Origin of the sequence: Nocardioides potassii (assembly GCF_021648885.1) — a bacterium.
GTDB classification, from domain to species: Bacteria; Actinomycetota; Actinomycetes; order Propionibacteriales; family Nocardioidaceae; genus Nocardioides; species Nocardioides potassii.
In genome coordinates this window covers 233,596-249,507 of record NZ_JAKJHZ010000006.1, presented here as the reverse complement: position 1 = coordinate 249,507, position 15,912 = coordinate 233,596, and the positions used below count along the sequence as shown (strand labels likewise).

The 15,912-nt window shown below is 72.8% G+C and carries 18 protein-coding genes and 1 pseudogene; 8 read left to right on the top strand and 11 right to left on the bottom strand.

Features of this window, described 5'->3' with window-relative positions; all coding sequences use genetic code 11:
* The first annotated feature begins 62 nt into the window (after positions 1–62).
* The 3 genes and pseudogenes from L2K70_RS10515 to L2K70_RS10510 all read left to right on the top strand — a co-directional run bounded on the left by L2K70_RS10515 (position 63) and on the right by L2K70_RS10510 (position 1,976).
* Positions 63–1,436 carry a helix-turn-helix transcriptional regulator gene (locus L2K70_RS10515; RefSeq protein WP_236401789.1) on the top strand — a complete coding sequence of 458 codons (1,374 nt, stop codon included), beginning with the start codon at positions 63–65 and terminating at the stop codon, positions 1,434–1,436.
* A 10-nt stretch (positions 1,437–1,446) separates the two neighbouring features.
* A pseudogene (locus L2K70_RS21855) lies at positions 1,447–1,713 on the top strand (maleylpyruvate isomerase N-terminal domain-containing protein); the annotation flags it as partial.
* Positions 1,714–1,757: 44 nt separating this feature from the next.
* A complete protein-coding gene (locus L2K70_RS10510; RefSeq protein WP_236401788.1) occupies positions 1,758–1,976 on the top strand; it encodes a DinB family protein in 219 nt (72 codons plus the stop codon).
* Between the two features lie 185 nt (positions 1,977–2,161).
* On the opposite strand, the gene L2K70_RS10505 is transcribed toward L2K70_RS10510, so the two are convergent.
* The 3 genes from L2K70_RS10505 to L2K70_RS10495 all read right to left on the bottom strand — a co-directional run bounded on the left by L2K70_RS10505 (position 2,162) and on the right by L2K70_RS10495 (position 4,680).
* Positions 2,162–3,427, bottom strand: coding sequence for a WD40 repeat domain-containing protein (locus L2K70_RS10505; protein ID WP_236401787.1), 1,266 nt, complete (start codon positions 3,425–3,427; stop codon positions 2,162–2,164).
* On the bottom strand, positions 3,424–3,921 hold the full coding sequence (locus tag L2K70_RS10500; RefSeq protein WP_236401786.1) for a SigE family RNA polymerase sigma factor: 498 nt from the start codon (positions 3,919–3,921) through the stop codon (positions 3,424–3,426). Before L2K70_RS10500 ends, L2K70_RS10505 begins: the two co-directional genes overlap by 4 nt.
* An 81-nt stretch (positions 3,922–4,002) precedes the next feature.
* Positions 4,003–4,680: a Crp/Fnr family transcriptional regulator gene (locus L2K70_RS10495; protein WP_236401785.1), complete on the bottom strand. Its 678-nt coding sequence runs from the start codon at positions 4,678–4,680 to the stop codon at positions 4,003–4,005.
* 247 nt (positions 4,681–4,927) lie between these two features.
* On the opposite strand from L2K70_RS10495, the gene nth reads away from it, so the two are divergent.
* From nth to L2K70_RS10475, 4 genes are read left to right on the top strand one after another with little or no spacing between them, the layout of a single operon-like run.
* Positions 4,928–5,584: an endonuclease III gene (gene nth, locus L2K70_RS10490; RefSeq protein ID WP_236401843.1), complete on the top strand. Its 657-nt coding sequence runs from the start codon at positions 4,928–4,930 to the stop codon at positions 5,582–5,584.
* Positions 5,581–6,186 (top strand): TlpA family protein disulfide reductase, encoded by a 606-nt coding sequence (locus L2K70_RS10485; protein ID WP_236401784.1) that lies wholly within the window; start codon positions 5,581–5,583, stop codon positions 6,184–6,186. The genes nth and L2K70_RS10485 overlap by 4 nt, the downstream gene beginning before the upstream one ends.
* A complete protein-coding gene (locus L2K70_RS10480) occupies positions 6,183–6,920 on the top strand; it encodes an NUDIX hydrolase (protein ID WP_236401783.1) in 738 nt (245 codons plus the stop codon). Before L2K70_RS10485 ends, L2K70_RS10480 begins: the two co-directional genes overlap by 4 nt.
* Positions 6,921–6,925: 5 nt before the next feature.
* Positions 6,926–8,101: a MarP family serine protease gene (locus tag L2K70_RS10475; protein ID WP_236401782.1), complete on the top strand. Its 1,176-nt coding sequence runs from the start codon at positions 6,926–6,928 to the stop codon at positions 8,099–8,101.
* Between the two features lie 327 nt (positions 8,102–8,428).
* Here L2K70_RS10475 and L2K70_RS10470 read toward each other — a convergent pair whose 3' ends face one another.
* The gene (locus L2K70_RS10470) at positions 8,429–8,833 is read right to left on the bottom strand and encodes a phage holin family protein (protein ID WP_236401781.1); all 405 of its coding nucleotides are present in this window, start codon (positions 8,831–8,833) and stop codon (positions 8,429–8,431) included.
* 175 nt (positions 8,834–9,008) lie between these two features.
* On the opposite strand from L2K70_RS10470, the gene nhaA reads away from it, so the two are divergent.
* Positions 9,009–10,424, top strand: a complete 1,416-nt coding sequence (gene nhaA, locus L2K70_RS10465; RefSeq protein ID WP_236401780.1) for a Na+/H+ antiporter NhaA — start codon at positions 9,009–9,011, stop codon at positions 10,422–10,424.
* Between the two features lie 23 nt (positions 10,425–10,447).
* Here nhaA and L2K70_RS10460 read toward each other — a convergent pair whose 3' ends face one another.
* From L2K70_RS10460 to L2K70_RS10430, 7 genes are read right to left on the bottom strand one after another with little or no spacing between them, the layout of a single operon-like run.
* Positions 10,448–11,590: a sensor histidine kinase gene (locus L2K70_RS10460; protein WP_236401779.1), complete on the bottom strand. Its 1,143-nt coding sequence runs from the start codon at positions 11,588–11,590 to the stop codon at positions 10,448–10,450.
* Positions 11,587–12,336: a response regulator transcription factor gene (locus L2K70_RS10455; protein WP_236401778.1), complete on the bottom strand. Its 750-nt coding sequence runs from the start codon at positions 12,334–12,336 to the stop codon at positions 11,587–11,589. The genes L2K70_RS10460 and L2K70_RS10455 overlap by 4 nt, the downstream gene beginning before the upstream one ends.
* 4 nt (positions 12,337–12,340) lie before the next feature.
* A complete protein-coding gene (locus tag L2K70_RS10450) occupies positions 12,341–12,772 on the bottom strand; it encodes a hypothetical protein (protein WP_236401777.1) in 432 nt (143 codons plus the stop codon).
* On the bottom strand, positions 12,769–13,947 hold the full coding sequence (locus tag L2K70_RS10445; RefSeq protein ID WP_236401776.1) for a molybdopterin-dependent oxidoreductase: 1,179 nt from the start codon (positions 13,945–13,947) through the stop codon (positions 12,769–12,771). The genes L2K70_RS10450 and L2K70_RS10445 overlap by 4 nt, the downstream gene beginning before the upstream one ends.
* Positions 13,944–14,582, bottom strand: a complete 639-nt coding sequence (locus tag L2K70_RS10440; protein ID WP_236401775.1) for a class I SAM-dependent methyltransferase — start codon at positions 14,580–14,582, stop codon at positions 13,944–13,946. The genes L2K70_RS10445 and L2K70_RS10440 overlap by 4 nt, the downstream gene beginning before the upstream one ends.
* Positions 14,579–15,229, bottom strand: a complete 651-nt coding sequence (locus L2K70_RS10435) for a TIGR04282 family arsenosugar biosynthesis glycosyltransferase (protein WP_236401774.1) — start codon at positions 15,227–15,229, stop codon at positions 14,579–14,581. The genes L2K70_RS10440 and L2K70_RS10435 overlap by 4 nt, the downstream gene beginning before the upstream one ends.
* Positions 15,226–15,882 (bottom strand): glycosyltransferase family 2 protein, encoded by a 657-nt coding sequence (locus tag L2K70_RS10430; protein ID WP_236401773.1) that lies wholly within the window; start codon positions 15,880–15,882, stop codon positions 15,226–15,228. The genes L2K70_RS10435 and L2K70_RS10430 overlap by 4 nt, the downstream gene beginning before the upstream one ends.
* Between the last annotated feature and the right edge of the window lie 30 nt (positions 15,883–15,912).

Here is a 15,912-nt window from a genome sequence, read left to right as displayed (position 1 = left end):
TGGACCGCGGTCCCAGGGACAACCCTGTGCCGCGTGCGCTCGTGCGGTGCCACGATGTCGCCATGACCAGCGTCCGGCTCCCGCGCGGACTGGTGCCGCTCGTGGTGGTCAGCGGCGTCGTCCTGCTCGTGACGTGGGGGCTGGCCCGGGGCGTGTGGGTGAGCAACCTGCACAACGGCCTGCTCGCGCTCGCCTTCGCCCTCGTCGGCGCCTACGTCCTGCTGCAGCGGCGTGCCCATCGGCTGGGCGCGCTGTTCCTGGGTGTCGGCGCCGTCCAGGCGGTGCTGTTCTGGGGGCGCCAGGTCGGGCATGCCGGCGGCGACGAGTGGGCAGCCTGGCTCGGCGTCTGGCCGGTCGCGCTCAGCATCGGCCTCGTCACCGTGTCGGTGGTCGCGTTCCCGGACGGTCGCCTGCCGTCGCCGCGCTGGCGGCCGGTGGTCGTCGTCGTGGTGGTCGTGACGGCGGTGTGCGCGCTGCTGTCGCTGCTGTGGCCGGTCGAGTACGCCTCGACGGGAGTGGAGGTGCCGCACCCGTTCGCCGGCGACCCGCCCGCGGCGGTCGACGCGGCGTGGACGGTGCTCGCGCACCCGGCGTACCTGGTCTGCCAGCTCCTCTGGCCCGTGGCGCTGTGGGCGCGGTGGCGTGGGACGACCGGGTTCGTACGACGTCAGCTCGCGTGGCTCCTCCGCGGCGCCGTCGCGGCCGCGCTGGTGCTGGTCGTCGGGCTGGTCGGGTGGCGCTCGCCGACGCCCGGGCTGATCGCGGCGACGCTCGTCCCGGTGGTCGCGGGGCTCGCGGTCGTGCACGGCCAGCACGCCGCGGCGTACGCCGCCCTGACCTGGATGTCGCGCCGAAGTCCGGCCGCCGACGACCTGCCCACCGACCTCGCCCGCGCGACCTCGGAGGCACTGGGCGCCCCGGTGACGCTCTGGCTCGGGTCGCCCGCCGAGCTGCGGCCGGTGGGGGTGTGGCCGACGTCTGCGGACGATCCCCTTCCGCTCGCGCCGGCCGACCTGGCCGGGCTCGTGCACCGGCGGGTCGACCTGGACGGTGATCGCGTGGGCGCGTTGACCGTCGAGCGTCGTGAGCTGGCGCCCTCCGAGTCGCGGGTCCTCGACGACCTCTCCGCGCAGGCGGCCCTCGTGCTGCAGCACCTCACCCTCGGTGAGCTGGTCGAGCGAGAGCGCCGCGCCGGCCACCTCGACGTACTGACCCTGCGCGAGCGCGAGGTCCTCGAGCTGATGGCCGAGGGCCTCTCCAACGCGGCGATCTGCGAGCGGCTGCACCTGTCGGTGAAGACGGTCGAGCCCGCAGTGAGCTCGGTGTTCGCCAAGCTCCAGCTGCACCAGCAGCCGGACACGAACCGGCGCGTGCTCGCCGTGCTGGCCTACCTGCGCTCGGTCGAGGGGCTTGCGTCGATCCATCGGGAGGAGTGAGGTGAGGGCCATGACCGACTCTCCTGTGGACCAGCTCGCCAAGGCGCTCGACCAGGCCGAGCACGCCCTCGGCACCATCGACGACGACAACCTCGACAACCCCACGCCGTGCTCGGACTGGACCGTGCGGCAGCTCGCCGCGCACGTCGCGGCGGGACCTGGCCTCTTCGCCCGGTCGTCGGGCGGCGAGAAGGTGGACTGGGCCGCCGACTCGGACGTGCCCGACGGCGAGTGGGCCTCGACCTTCCGGGCCAACGCCGACCAGCTGCTCACCACGATGCGGGGGCTGCCGAGGACCAGCAGGGCGTCGCGGGTTTCCAGGTGGCCGAGTACGCCGTTCACTCCTGGGACCTCGTCCGGGGCACCGGGGCCTCGATCGACCTCGACGACTCCCTCGCCGAGACCGGCCTCGCCGCGATGCAGGGCGGACTCAATGAGGAGAACCGCACGGGTGCCTTCGGGTCCGAGGTCTCCGTGCCCGACGACGCGTCCGCCTACGAGCGCCTCGCCGCCTTCTCGGGCCGCGACCCGCACGCCTGAGCTCGCGCCCCGTCCGGGGTAGTCCAGTGGGTTCTTGTCGCCCGCTCGGGGTAGTCCAGTGGGTTCTTGCTGGCATCTGGCCTCGGGACGACAGAAGGCCACTGGACTACCCCAGCAACCGTCGCGGGGTGGTCCAGTGGGCTCCTGCTGGCATATGGGCCTCGGGACGACAGAAGGCCACCGGACTACCCCAGCAGGCGGCGCCAGAGCCAGCGGAGGGCCATGAGTACGGCGATCGCTGCCGCGACGCCCAGGCCGATGATCCACGACACGTCCCGCTGGCCGGGAGTGGTGTCGCCGAAGTCGTGGGTCAGCTCCTGCGACGACGTGCCGTCGAGGTCGGGAACGAGGTCGACCGCGACGCTGAGATTGGTCACCCCGGTCGCAGCGACCGAGCCGACCCGCCGTCGCCAGGTGCTCTGGTCGTCGACCTCCGGTGTCGTCACCACGAGCTCCGCGTCGGAACCGTCGACCGGCTGTACCAGGAACAGCTGGAGCCGTTCGTCGACCCAGCCGACCGGACGCACCACGGAGTCGGCGAGGGTGTCGTCCGGGAAGGGGTGCCGCAGGACCTGCCGAGTGGTCACGTCCAGGGTATAGGACTCGCGACCAGGACCCGAGGCCAACGCGAGGAGGCGGCCGTCCGGGGAGAAGGCGCCGGCAGCGCCCGGGGGAGCCGGCCGGATGCGGTCGAGGTCGGCGCCAGGGCGGTTGATGGCGAGTGCACCACCGATCCAGCTCAGCCCGAGGGAGCCGTCGTCGGCGGCGGCGAGCTGGGGAACGGTCCCGTCGACGAACACCTCGCGCTGGGTCCTGCCGCCGACGCGGATCGCGCCGACGATCCCGGTCCGGTCGCCCACGGCGGTCGATGTCCAGCCCAGCCACGTACCGCCTGGCGACCAGGCAAGAGCATCGAACTCCAGGCTGCCCGTGTTGGACGAGCCGTAGACCTGCGACTCGCCGGTCTCCAGATCGACCACCTCGATCCTCGCGAGCGTGCCGTCGGGCTCCGCGCCATAGGCCAGTCGTCGGCCGTCGGGGGAGAGTGCGTACGCCGCACGGTCGGGGCCGAACGAAGGAAGGTCGAGCACATGGGCCACGCCGTCCGATGCTGTCACCACCACCGGCTCGCGCTGCCCGGAGACGAACGCGACCGAAGCCCGGCCGACGGCCAAGTCAGACGTCGGCTCCAGGTCGGCGGGCACACCTGCGATGACCTGTGGGATGGCGCCCTCCGCGGGGAGCGTGGACGCCGTACGCGCCTCACGGTCCGGGGTCTGGAGCAGCACCGCGCTCCAGGTGATGGAGGCGATGATCGCGAGGACGGCGGCGAGGACGAGGGCTTGCCCGCGCCGGCGGGCGGCGACGCCGCGCTGCCAGAGGTCGTCGTCGACCGGGAGGGGCTCGACCGCGTCGGCGACGCGGTGCAGCTGCGAGCGGAGGTCGGTCATCGGTCTGCTCCGATCAGCTCGGCCAGCTCGGGTGCGAGGGTGCGCAGCCGGGCCAGCGACTGGCGGGTCGTCGACTTCACCGTGCTGGTCGAGAGCCCGAGCGCGCGGGCGGTCTCGACCTCGGTGAGGTCCTCGTAGAAGCGCAGCACCAGCACGGTGCGCTGCTTGGGCGTCAACCGGGCGAGCGCCTGGTCGAGCGTGAGCCGCAGGTCGGGGTCGCTCGCCGGCCCGGCGTCGTCGTACGAACCCAGACCGGTCTCGGTGAAGCGGCGTCGGCGCCACCAGGAGATGTTCTGGTGGTACATCGCCCGCCGGACGTAGGCCTCCGGCGAGGTGTGGATGCGCCGCCAGTGCTTCACCGCCTGCAGCAGTGCCGACTGGACGAGGTCCTGGGCGAGGTGGTGGTCGCCGGTCAGGAGGTACGCCGTCCGCGACAGCGCAGCGCTGCGTGCGGCGACGAACTCGTCGAAGCCTGCTGCGTCGTTCGTGGTCACGGTGCCCTCCCAGGGAATGACTCTGCACGACGTACGACGCAGGCACGCGCCGCGCCGGGTGTCAGGAGGGGCGAAGAACTTTCAGCGGGCGCGGCGCGAGAGCCGCTCGAGGTCCATGATCACCACGGAGCGGGGCTCCAGGCGCAGCCAGCCGCGCGAGGCGAAGTCGGCGAGCGCCTTGTTGACGGTCTCGCGGGAGGCGCCGACCAGCTGGGCGAGCTCCTCCTGGGTGAGGTCGTGGTGGACGTGGACGCCGTCGTCGGCGGTGCGCCCGAAGCGGTCAGCGAGGTCGAGGAGCGCCTTGGCCACGCGTCCGGGGACGTCGGAGAAGACGAGGTCGGCGACGACGTCGTTGGACTTGCGCAGCCGCGAGGCGAGCTGGGAGAGCAGGCCGCGGGCGACCTGCGGGCGGCCCTCGAGCCAGCGGAGCAGGTCGTCGTGGGACAGGGAGGCGAAGGTGGCGTCGGTGACGGCCGTGACGGTGGCCGAGCGCGGGCCGGGGTCGAAGAGCGAGAGCTCGCCGAACATCTGGCCCGGGCCCATGATCGCCAGCAGGTTCTCGCGGCCGTCGGAGGAGGAGCGGCCGAGCTTCACCTTGCCCTCGGTGACGATGTAGAGCTTGTCGCCGGAGTCGCCCTCGTGGAAGAGGACGTCGCCGCGACGGAGGGTGGTCTCGGCCATCGACCCGCCGAGAGCGGTCGCCGCCTCGTCGTCGAGCGAGCTGAACAGCGGTGCCTGCCGGAGCACGTCGTTGTCCACGTCATTCCTCCAAGATTCGGTGCGCCCCGTGCCATGCCCTGCGCTGGGCCGCGGGATCGGCATGATCCTAGCCGTGGTCTGGCTCACAAAGGCCACTACCGGGCGGGTGGGACGGTGGTCACGCGGCTCGGGCGCTGTCGGCGGCGGACCGTACGCTGGGCCCGTGCCCGCCCCGAAGGTAGCGAAGAAGGTCGCCGAGCCCGAGCCGCCGAAGCCCGACACCTCCCTCGTGCGGCGGGCCCGCAAGATGGACCGGATCCTCGCCGAGACCTATCCCGACGCGGCCGCCGAGCTCGACTTCACGAACCCCTTCGAGTGCCTCGTCGTCACCGTCGTCTCCGCGCAGACCACCGACCGCCGCGTCAACGCCGCCAGCCCGGCGCTCTTCGCTGCCTACCCGACCCCGGAGGCGATGGCCGCGGCCCCGCGCGAGCACCTCGAGCAGCTGCTCGGCCCGCTCGGCTTCTTCCGCGCCAAGACCGACTCCGTCCTCAAGCTCAGCCAGGCGCTCGTCGAGAACCACGACGGCGAGGTGCCGCGCACCCTCGAGGAGCTCGTCAAGCTGCCGGGCGTCGGCCGCAAGACCGCCAACGTCGTGCTCGGCAACGCCTTCGGCCTGCCCGGCATCACCGTCGACACCCACTTCGGCCGGCTGGCGCGCCGCTTCGGCTGGACCGAGGAGACAGACCCGGTCAAGGTCGAGCTCGCCGTCGCCGCGCTCTTCCCCAAGCGCGACTGGACCATGCTGTCTCACCACCTGATCTGGCACGGTCGCCGGCGTTGCCACGCCAAGAAGCCGGCGTGCGGTGCCTGCCCGCTCGCCAGGCTGTGCCCCTCCTACGGCACCGGGCCGACCGACCCGGAGGTCGCGGAGAAGCTCGTCACCACCCAGGGCCCCGCGTGAAGAAGCTCCTCGCCGCGCTGCTGCTCGCCGTCACCCTCAGCGCCTGCTCGTCCGACGGTGGCATCGTCGTACGACCTCCTGACGTCGAGGTCGACACCCCCGAGCTGCGCGCCGCCAAGGACAGGATCGGGATGCTCGACTGCGAGCCCGGCACGGGCGAGCCCGTCGAGGGCGGACTGCCCGACGTGACGCTGCCGTGCCTCGCCGGGGGTCCCGACATCGACCTCGGCTCGCTGCGAGGCCCGATGGTGATCAACCTCTGGCAGGCGCGGTGCGAGCCCTGCAAGCGGGAGATGCCGGCGCTGGAGGAGTTCCACCAGCAGTACGGCGACCAGGTGGCCGTGGTCGGCGTCGACTTCAACGACGTCCAGCCCGCCGCCGCGATGGCGCTGGCCGAGGAGACCGGGGTCACCTACCCGTCGATCGCCGACCCCGGTGGCGACCTGATGACGCAGGACGCCTTCGCCATTGGCCGGCGCGGGCTGCCCGCCTTCCTTTTCGTCGCGGCCGACGGGACGATCGCCGGCACCTCGTCCGGCGGCGTCGACTCCGTCGCCGAGGTCAAGGACCTGGTCTCCGAGCACCTCGGGATCTCCCTGTGACCGACCTCCCCGCCTGGCTCCAGCCGGTCGTCGAGGCGGCCTCGACCATCACCGTCCACGAGCTCACCCGGTTCATGCCGCCGGAGGACAGCGAGCCGCGCCGCGGTGCGGTATTGATGGTGTTCGCCGACCGCCCCGGCGCGCCCGAGGGGCCGGACGACCTCGCCCACCGCGGCGAGCTGCTGCTGACCGAGCGCGCCCACCACATGCGCTCCCACCCCGGCCAGGTGTCCTTTCCCGGAGGGAGCCTCGACGAGGGCGAGACCCCCGAGCAGGCGGCGCTGCGCGAGGCCTACGAGGAGATCGGGCTCGACCCCGCCGAGGTCGAGGTCTTCGGTGAGCTGCCCGAGCTGTGGCTGCCGCCGAGCAACTTCGCCGTCACCCCGATCCTGGGCTACTGGCGCCACCCGGGCGTCGTACGCATCGTCAGCCCCGACGAGGTCCACGAGATCCACCGCGTCGCGATCGCCGACCTGCTCGACCCGGACAACCGGATCAACGTCCGCCACCCCAGCGGCTGGACGGGTCCGGGGTTCCTGATCGGGCCCGACCGCGACGTCATCCTGTGGGGATTCACGGCCGGCATCATCGCCCGGCTGTTCTCCTACCTCGGCTGGGCGCAGGACTGGGACCGGGCGCGGGTGCGTGACCTGCCGGACCACATGCTGCAGGGTGTGCCCAGAGGCACCGACCTCGCAGACAATCCAGCGCAGAACACCCGGCTCGAGGAGTAGTGGAGTTGAACGTCCTCGACTGGTGCCTGCTCGCACTGGTGGGGATCTATGCCCTCTCGGGCTACTGGCAGGGCTTCATCACCGGCGCGTTCGCGACCGCAGGCCTGCTGCTCGGCGGCCTGCTCGGCATCTGGGCCGCGCCGATGGCGCTCGGCGACGCCGCGCCGTCGCTGTGGGTCTCGCTCGGGGCGCTCTTCATCGTGATCGCGGCCGCGTCGCTGGGACAGGCGCTGTTCCAGTACGCCGGCTCGCGCATCCGGGCGCGCATCACGTGGCAGCCGATCCGGGCGGTCGACGCCATCGGGGGGTCCGCCCTGAGCGCGGTCGCCGTACTGCTGGTGGCGTGGGCGCTCGGCGTCGCGGTCTCCGGCACCCGCATCGGCGGGATCACGCCGCTCGTGCGCGACTCGACCGTCCTGGCCAAGGTCAACGAGACCCTGCCGCCCGACTCGAGCAAGGTCCTGCAGGCCTTCAACAACGTGGTCGGCACGACCTTCTTCCCGCGCTACCTCGAGCCGTTCGCGCCCGAGCGGATCGTCGCGGTCAAGCCCGGCGACAAGCGGATGCTGACCGACCCCGACGTGGTGGTCGCCCAGTCGAGCGTCGTGAAGGTCCGCGGCACCAACGGCTGCGGCGGCGGCGTGGAGGGCACCGGCTTCTTCTACGGGCCCGGCCGGTTGATGACCAACGCCCACGTCGTCGCCGGCGTGACCCGCCCCGAGGTCGAGGTGGCCGGCTCGACGGTGGTCGCCTCGGTGGTGCTCTACGACGCCGACCTCGACATCGCCGTGCTCGCGCTCCCCGACGCCGGCGTTCCCCAGCTCACGCTCGACACGGGCGCAGGCCCCGACGACAACATCGCGGTCCTCGGCTACCCCGAGGACGGCCCCTACACGGTCGAGGTCGGCCGGATCCGGTCGCAGCAGCGGCTGCGCTCGCCCGACATCTACGGCGAGGGCACGGTCATCCGGCAGGTCTACTCGCTTCGCGCCCTCATCCGCCCCGGCAACTCCGGCGGCCCGATCGTCACCTCGGCCGGCGAGGTCGCCGGCATGGTCTTCGCCGCCTCGGTGAGCGACAAGGACACCGGCTACGCGCTGACCGCCACCCAGCTCAGCGAGTCGGCGGCGAAGGGGCTGACCCGCGACGCCCCGGTCGACACCGGCACCTGCGTGCGCTGACGCCGTACGTCCTCCCGCTCGGCGGTGGGTGAGGGGCATTTTCGGGCAATGGAATCCCCCTCACTCACCGCCCGTCCGTCCCGCTCAGCGGTGGTGGAGCCACATTCCTGGGGCCCGAAATGTGGCTGGACCACCGCCCCTACGGGGCGTCGTGGATGACACGCCGACGAGCGGTGGCTGAGCCACAGTTCCAGCGCGGCGAATGTGGGTGGACCACCGCTCCGGAAGAGGTCGGTCTCGATACGCCGGCTCGTTCCTCGCCGGCTACCCGACTGGCAGTAGAGCGGCTCGTCCTCGCCGGCTACTCGATCACCGGGAGGCGGAGGGTCAGCCCTTGCCCTTGAGGGCCTGGGGGATCTGCTTGCCCTGCTTGATCGCCTTCTCCGGCGCCTTGACCTTCTTGACCTGCTTGATGCCGATGAAGGCGAGCAGCCCGGCGATCAGCAGGTAGAGCGCGAAGACGATGAGGAACGCCCAGTGGAGGTCGAGACCGCTGCCGTTCCAGTGGATGAAGTAGGCGATCGAGACCGACAGCATGATGATCGCGAGGAGGCCGAGGAAGGCCGCGGCCGCGAAGAGGCCAATCCCCACGCCACCGTGCTTGACGCTGACCTTCAGCTCGCTCTTGGCGAGCTCGATCTCCTTGGAGATGAGCGTCGAGATGTCGCGCTGCGCGTCCATGACGAGCTTGCCGAGCGTGGGATCCTCGTCCTTGATCGGTGCGTGAGACATGGGGAGCGATCCTTCGGTGTACGCCGGGGGCTGACGTCAGCGACCCTACCAACGCGTCCCCGCCCGTCCGGCCACCCTCTAGAATGGGGACAGGTGAGCCGGGAAGTCTGGTCGGCCCGCGACGTGCAGTCGCGGTGATGACGTCGACGACCACCCCGGAAGGACGCACCTCCCGATGGCCTCCACCCCTCCCCGCCGCGCGCCCGACGAGCTCTGGCAGTCCGGCCCCTCCTACACCGCGAGCGACCGACCACTGGCGAGGCTGGTCGCGCGGCCGGTGCGCGAGTTCCTCCGGGTCGAGGCGGCCGGCTCGCTCCTCCTGCTGCTCGCCGCGGCGGTCGCGCTGCTGTGGGCCAACAGCCCGTGGGCGTCGTCGTACGACTCCCTGTGGCACACGCACCTCGTCCTCGACGTCGGCCCGCTGCACCTCGACGAGTCGCTGCAGCACTGGGTCAACGACGCGCTCATGGTCGTCTTCTTCTTCGTCGTCGGCCTGGAGATCAAGTACGAGCTGGTCAACGGCGACCTGCGGGACCCGAAGACCGCGGCCCTGCCGATCGTCGCCGCGATCGGCGGGATGGTCGTCCCGGCCGGGATCTACCTCGCGCTCAACCCGCCCGGCAGCGACGGCAGCGCGGGCTGGGGCATCCCGATGGCGACCGACATCGCCTTCGCGGTGGGGGTGCTCGGCATCCTGGGCCGGCGGATCCCGTCGTCCGCGCGGCTCTTCCTGCTGACGCTGGCGATCGTCGACGACATCGGCGCGATCCTCGTGATCGCGGTCTTCTACACCTCCGACCTGTCGCTCGGCTGGCTCGCGATCGCCCTGGCCCTGCTCGCCGCGATGGCCGTGGCCAAGGCGCTGCGCATCTGGACGGTCGTGGTCTACGCCGTCCTCGGCGTCGGCGTGTGGTTCGCGCTGCTCGAGTCGGGGGTGCACGCCACGCTGGCCGGCGTCGCGATCGGCCTGCTCGCGCCCGCCTCGCCGCTGCTCAAGGAGGACGTCTCCCGCAAGTACGCCCGCGAGGCGCTGCGCGACCACCACCTCGACCCCGACGAGCTCGCGAAGCTGCGGTTCCTCCTCAAGGAGTCGGTGTCCGTCGTCGAGCGGCTCCAGGCCACGCTGCACCCGGTGTCGTCGTACGTCGTCCTGCCGGTCTTCGCGCTCGCCAACGCCGGCGTCGAGCTGGGCGCGATCGGCAAGGTCTTCACCGAACCGGTCGGCATCGGCATCGTGCTGGGGCTGGTGCTCGGCAAGCCGGTCGGGATCTTCCTGGCGTCGTTCGCGGCCGTACGGCTGGGGCTCGGGCGGCTGCCCGAGGACACCACCTGGCCGATGGTCCTCGGCCTCGGCGCGGTCGGCGGCATCGGGTTCACCGTCTCGATCTTCATCGCCGGGCTGTCCTTCCCGGGCGCGGACCTGCTGACCGAGGAGGCGAAGATCGCGATCCTGCTGGCCTCGCTCATCGCCGCCGTCGTCGGCGTCGTCCTCCTGATGGCGTCCACCCGCCGTCAAGGCGGGGTATCTAGGGACGAAATGGTAGGTCCGGAGGCCGGATCGCCTACCAGAACATCCCTAGATACCCAGTGAAGGCCCGCGGTCGGGGCGGCGGATCAGGCGGGGAGGACGACCCGGAAGCGGCAGCCGGCGAGACCGGCGGCCGTCGGGACGTTCTCGACCGCGACCCGGCCGTGGTGTGCCTCGACGATGCCTTTGACGATCGCGAGGCCGAGCCCGGCCCGGGCGGTGTGGACGTCCTGCAGCTCGCCGCCCTCGGGGGTGCGCGCCGCCGTGCCGCGGTAGCCGACGTCGAACAGCCGGTCGCGGGCGTCGTCGGCGATCCCGCCGCAACCGTCGGTCACGGCGAGCTCGACGCCGTCGTCCACCGGCCGGGCGAGGACGTGCACCGAGCCATCGGCGGGCGTGTGCCGGATGCCGTTGACGATCAGGTTGGCCAGCACGCGTGACAACCCGGCGGGGTCGGCGTCGACCTGGAGGCCGTGGGGGACCTCGCCGTCGAGGCGCACGCCGCGGGCGCGGGCGACCGGGTCGGCCGCGGCGAGCGCCTCGCTGACGAGGTCGCCGAGCGACACCGCCTGCGGCTCGACGACGAGCTGGCCGGCGTGGATCCGGGAGAGCTCGAAGAGGTCGTCGACCATCAGCACCATCCGGTCGACCTCGCCACGGATCTGCCGGTGGTAGCGGGTGGGGTCGACGGCGACGCCGTCCTCGAGCGCCTCGGCCATCGCCCGGATCCCGGCGAGCGGCGTGCGGAGGTCGTGGGAGACCCACGAGACCAGCTCGCGCCGCGAGTCCTCGAGCCGCTGCTCGCGCTCACGGGCCTCGGCCAGGCGCCGGTTCGCGTCGGCGAGCTCCGTCGCCAGCCCCTGGAGCTCGGCCGGGTAGCGGCGCTCGGCGACCACCGCGCCGCCGTCGCCGACGCGTCGTACCTCCTCGCGCAGCGACTGCGACCACCGCGCCAAGGCGGCCGCCAGGCCGAGGGCGACCGCGAGCGAGACCACGGCGGCGGCGCTCGTCACGATCAGCACGACCGACCGGTCGTGGTCGGAGATCAGCATCCGCCGCGAGATGACCTGAACCCCGAGCAGGACCGTCACCGTGGTGACCACACCCACGACGAGCAGCTGCCACCGCAGCGAGCGGTGGCGCAGCGCCCAGCCGGCGAGCAGCCCGAGCAGCCCGACGGTGACGCCGCTGCCGATGGCGACGAGCCAGATCTCGGCGAGGTCACTCATCCGGGGTCCCCGCGGCGTTGTGCGGAGGAGCTTGCGGGGGAGCGGAACGTCGTGGGGTGGTCATCGGCTGCCTCCCAGCGGTAGCCGACGCCCCAGACGGTGAGCAGCCGCACCGGGTTGGTCGGGTCGGGCTCGACCTTCTCGCGCAACCGCCGGACGTGGACCGTGACGGTCGACTGGTCGCCGAACGACCAGCCCCACACCTGCTGGAGCAGGTCGTCGCGGGAGAACGCGATGCCCGGTCGGGACACGAGGAACGCCAGCAGGTCGAACTCCCGTGACGTCAGCGACGTCTCCCGGCCGTCGCGGGTGACGAGCCGGCGCGCGCGGTCGACGACGAGGTCGCCGTCGGTCAGGACGGACGGCGTGCCGGTGTCGAGGCCGGCGGAGGAGCGGCGCAGGATCGAGTCGACGCGGAGCACGAGCTCACGCGGGCTGAAGGGCTTGGTCACGTAGTCGTCGGCGCCGATCTCGAGGCCGACGACGCGGTCCTGCTCGCTGCCGAGAGCGGTGAGCAGGACGATCGGTACGTCGGAGGTGGCCCGGAGGCGGCGGCAGACCTCCAGCCCGTCGAGGCCGGGCATCATCACGTCGAGCACGACGAGGTCCGCAGGCTCGGTGCGTACGGCGTCGAGCGCGCCCGGCCCGTCGGTGGCCTCGCGCACCTCGTGGCCCGCCGCGCGCAGGTAGGAGACGACGACCTCGCGCACGGTGGCGTCGTCGTCGACCACCAGCACCCTGGACATCGGCTCACCCCTCCTCGTGCGACCGGCGGGAGCGGACGAGCCCGGCGACGGCCACGAGGACGACCACGATGCCAGTCATCGCCCACCACGTCGCGGCGTAGGGCCGGTCGAGCAGCGTCGCGTTGTCGGCACGGGCGCCCGCCCGGGTCAGCACGGGCACGGTCGCGACCGTCAGCGTGCCCCACACGACCAGGGCGATCGTCGCCGGCGCGCGCCACGGCGGCGGCAGGAACCGGCCACCGAGCAGGCACACGCCGATCAGCAGCCCCGACAGCACGACGTCGTGCGCGAGCACGCCCACGCCGAACCAGATGGCGACCTCGAGCCACTGGCGCGGGTCCTGCCGGGTGAGCAGCAGGACGGCCCCGTAGATCCCGACCAGCAGCCCGACTGCGCCGAGCGCGAGCCGCATCGCTTTTCGCGGGGTGGGCTTCATGTCGAGACCTCGAGACGGGACAACCACTTCGTCTGCAGCACGCCCGGGCGGTCGGGCGCGATCAGCCGGCAGGGGTAGCCGTGGTCGAGGGCGAGCGGCTCGCCGGACAGGTCGAGCGCGAGCAGCGTGCGCGGGTCGGCGGCGAAGTTCGCCGGGAGCGTGGTCCGGCGGTAGGGCCCCGACTCCTGCAGCGACGTGACGGCCACGTCGCGGTCCGCCGGTGCACCGGCCGAGGCGAGCAGGTCGACCAGCCGGACGCCGGACCAGGTCCCCTGCGCGCTCCAGCCCTCGACGCAGGCGATCGGGAGGTCGGCGGTGTGCTGCGGCATCGCGCGCAGGTCGTCGTACGACAGCGAGGCTGCGGTGCTCCCGTCGACGACCACCTCGAGCCGCCAGTCGGCCGACGTCGCGGACTCCTCGACGCGGGCGGCCCGCGCCGACTTGTTGATCGGTACGCCGCCGGGGCCCTCGCCGGTGCGGACCGCGAAGACCGACACCCGACGCAGCCACGGCACGGTGCTGCCGGCCGTCGCGAGCGCGGTGACCGCGGCGGCAGCGAACGTCGTACGCACGAGGGCGCGGCGTGACAGGACGCCTGGCGTGTCAGTCGCGGCCGTCGCGCGGTCGCGCGAGGTCGCGTCGATGTCGCTCGTGAGCACGTCGCGGATGACCGGCAGCTTGACCGCGACGTGCACGACGAGCGCGCCGATCGCGACCCACGCGATCGCGTAGTGGGTGGTGCGGAAGGAGAAGGCGGACCACGGGTACCACTGGGCGGCGTTGGCGAGCCCGGTCGCGAGCTGGAAGATCGCCGAGGCCACCAGGACCGCGATCGAGGCACGCTCGAGTCCGGTGAGGACGAGCGCGCGGACGTCGCGCAGCGGAAGGCCCTCGAAGAGCTTGGGCAGCACCGACCACAGCTTGACCAGGAGCAGCGGGATCGCGGCGGTCCCCGTGACGACGTGGAGGCCCTGGGTGAGGCGGTAGCCCCAGCTCGGGCTGGTCGGGAAGGGGATCGGCTGGTCCGGGAGCTGCGCGTAGTGGCTGATCAGGCCGGTGACGAAGCAGGTGCCGAAGCAGATGCCGAGCCACAGGCCGACGCGTGCGGCGACGGCGGGGGATCGGAGTCGCGACGTGAACTGGTCGGGGGACGGGGGTGCGAGTCGCATTGTCATGCCACCGCCTCCGACAGCACCGCCGCCCACCGCTCGCCGAGGCGGTGGGTGTCGACGACCCGCAGTCCGGCGGTGGCGGCCGCATGGGCGATGCCGTCGACGCCGAGCGTCGCCCAGCGGAAGGGACGGCTGCGGCGGCCGCTGGCCTGGAGCGAGGCCCAGCATTGCACCACCGCGGCGCCCGGCCCGTCGAGCTCGACGACGACGCGGCCGCCGGGCACGACCAGCGAGCGCACCCGGCGCAGCAGCCGGACCGGGTCGCCGCCGATGCCGATGTTGCCGTCGGCGAGCAGCGCCGTGTGCCAGCGACCCTCGCCCGGGAGCGGGTCGAAGACGTCGCGCTGCAGTGCGGGCACGCCCCGGTCGACGGTCATCGCGACGGCGGCGGCCACCACGTCGATGCCGAGGGTGAGGTGTCCGTGGGCCGCGAGGGCCTCGGTGAGCCGCCCGGGACCGCACCCGATGTCGAGGGTCGGGCCGTCGCACAGCGCCACGAGCGTGTGGTCGTGTGCGTCTGCCGCGCGGCTCCAGAGGTGCACCGGCAGGACGACCGGCTCGTCGCCGATCCCGACGACGACGGTGTGAGCACCGCCGAGCGCACTGGCGAAGACCTCGCTGAAGGACTGCTCGATCACGACGCCGCCCCCGCCCGGAGCGCCCGCCACGCCTCCGCGAACCGCGTCCCCGGTGCGAGCGAGGCGACGAGGTCGGCGTCGGCCACCTCGTCCACGTCGGTCATCGAGGCGCCGTGCGTCACCCGGGCGCCCGCTCGTTCGAGCGCGGCCTGGGTCTCGTCGAAGGTCCGGTCGCTCGACATCGGCACCTCCCGCAGGTGCCGTACGACGTCCGCGCGCCGGCGAGCCAGCGCCCACCAGCCGCCGTCGGTCGCGGGTGCCAGCACGGCGTCGTGGTCGGCCATCGCGTCGACGACGTCGACCAGTGCTGCGGCGGTGACCTGCGGGGTGTCCATCCCGATCTGCACCACGACCCCGTCCCCGGCGTCGCGGTGAGCAGCGACGAGCCGCGCCGCGAAGTCGTCGCCGCGCTGCGGGGTGACGGTCCAGCCTTCGAGCGCGGCCGCGACCTCGGCGCCGCGGACCGCGTCGGCGACGTCGCCGTCGAGGCTGAGGTGACCGCCGGCACCGGTCGCCCGGCACGCGTCGAGGGTGTCGAGCAGGGCGGCGGCGGCGAGGTCCGCCGCGGCGTCGTGGCCGACAAGAGCCCCCAGCCGCGTCTTCACCCGCCCGGCAACCGGGGCCTTGGCGACGAGCAGCACCTTCACCGCAGCACCCGCCAGAAGTCGCGCGCCGTGCGCGCGGTGCCGACCACCGAGCCCGAGACCTTCGACCGCGTCCCTGCGGCGCGTGGGTGGTAGTCGACGTCGTGCTCGCTGACCCGCCAGCCGGCGACGGTGATCGCCTGCAGCAGCTCGACGGGGTAGCCGAAGCGGCGGTCCTGCAGCCCGAGGTCGAGCAACGCCTGCCGCCGGCACACGCGCATGGGTGCGATGTCGTGGGCGTCCATCCGGATGCGGTGGCGCAGCCACGTCGCGATCAGCGCGTTGCCGGCGCGGGCGTGCCACGGCCACACCCCGCGTCGGACCGGTCGACGCCGGCCGATGGCGATGTCGGCGCGCCCGGAGGCGACGTCGGCGAGCAGGGGGAGCAGCTGGTCGGGGTCGAAGGAGCCGTCCCCGTCCATCACGGCGACGTAGTCGGAGGTGGCCGCCTCGACACCCGCGTGCACCGCGGCGCCGTACCCCGGCGTCGTCTCTCGCACCAGGCGCGCACCCAGGGCCCGGGCGACGTCGGCGGTGTCGTCGCGCGAGCCGTTGTCGACGACGATCACCGAGAAGGTGCGGGGGACACGCGGGAGGAGCGTGCGCAGGGCCGGTGCTTCGTCCTTGCACGGCAGCACGAGGTCGCAGGTTGTCACGTCCTCGACGCTGCCAGAGCAGCAGACGTT

Excerpts from the sequence above, each read along its gene's own strand:
- L2K70_RS10515 (WP_236401789.1), top strand. The coding sequence starts at position 63 with ATGACCAGCGTCCGGCTCCCGCGCGGACTGGTGCCGCTCGTGGTGGTC.
- L2K70_RS10505 (WP_236401787.1), bottom strand. The coding sequence starts at position 3,427 with ATGACCGACCTCCGCTCGCAGCTGCACCGCGTCGCCGACGCGGTCGAG.
- nth (WP_236401843.1), top strand. The coding sequence starts at position 4,928 with ATGGACCGGATCCTCGCCGAGACCTATCCCGACGCGGCCGCCGAGCTC.
- L2K70_RS10470 (WP_236401781.1), bottom strand. The coding sequence starts at position 8,833 with ATGTCTCACGCACCGATCAAGGACGAGGATCCCACGCTCGGCAAGCTC.
- nhaA (WP_236401780.1), top strand. The coding sequence starts at position 9,009 with ATGGCCTCCACCCCTCCCCGCCGCGCGCCCGACGAGCTCTGGCAGTCC.
- L2K70_RS10460 (WP_236401779.1), bottom strand. The coding sequence starts at position 11,590 with ATGAGTGACCTCGCCGAGATCTGGCTCGTCGCCATCGGCAGCGGCGTC.
- L2K70_RS10455 (WP_236401778.1), bottom strand. The coding sequence starts at position 12,336 with ATGTCCAGGGTGCTGGTGGTCGACGACGACGCCACCGTGCGCGAGGTC.
- L2K70_RS10450 (WP_236401777.1), bottom strand. The coding sequence starts at position 12,772 with ATGAAGCCCACCCCGCGAAAAGCGATGCGGCTCGCGCTCGGCGCAGTC.
- L2K70_RS10445 (WP_236401776.1), bottom strand. The coding sequence starts at position 13,947 with ATGACAATGCGACTCGCACCCCCGTCCCCCGACCAGTTCACGTCGCGA.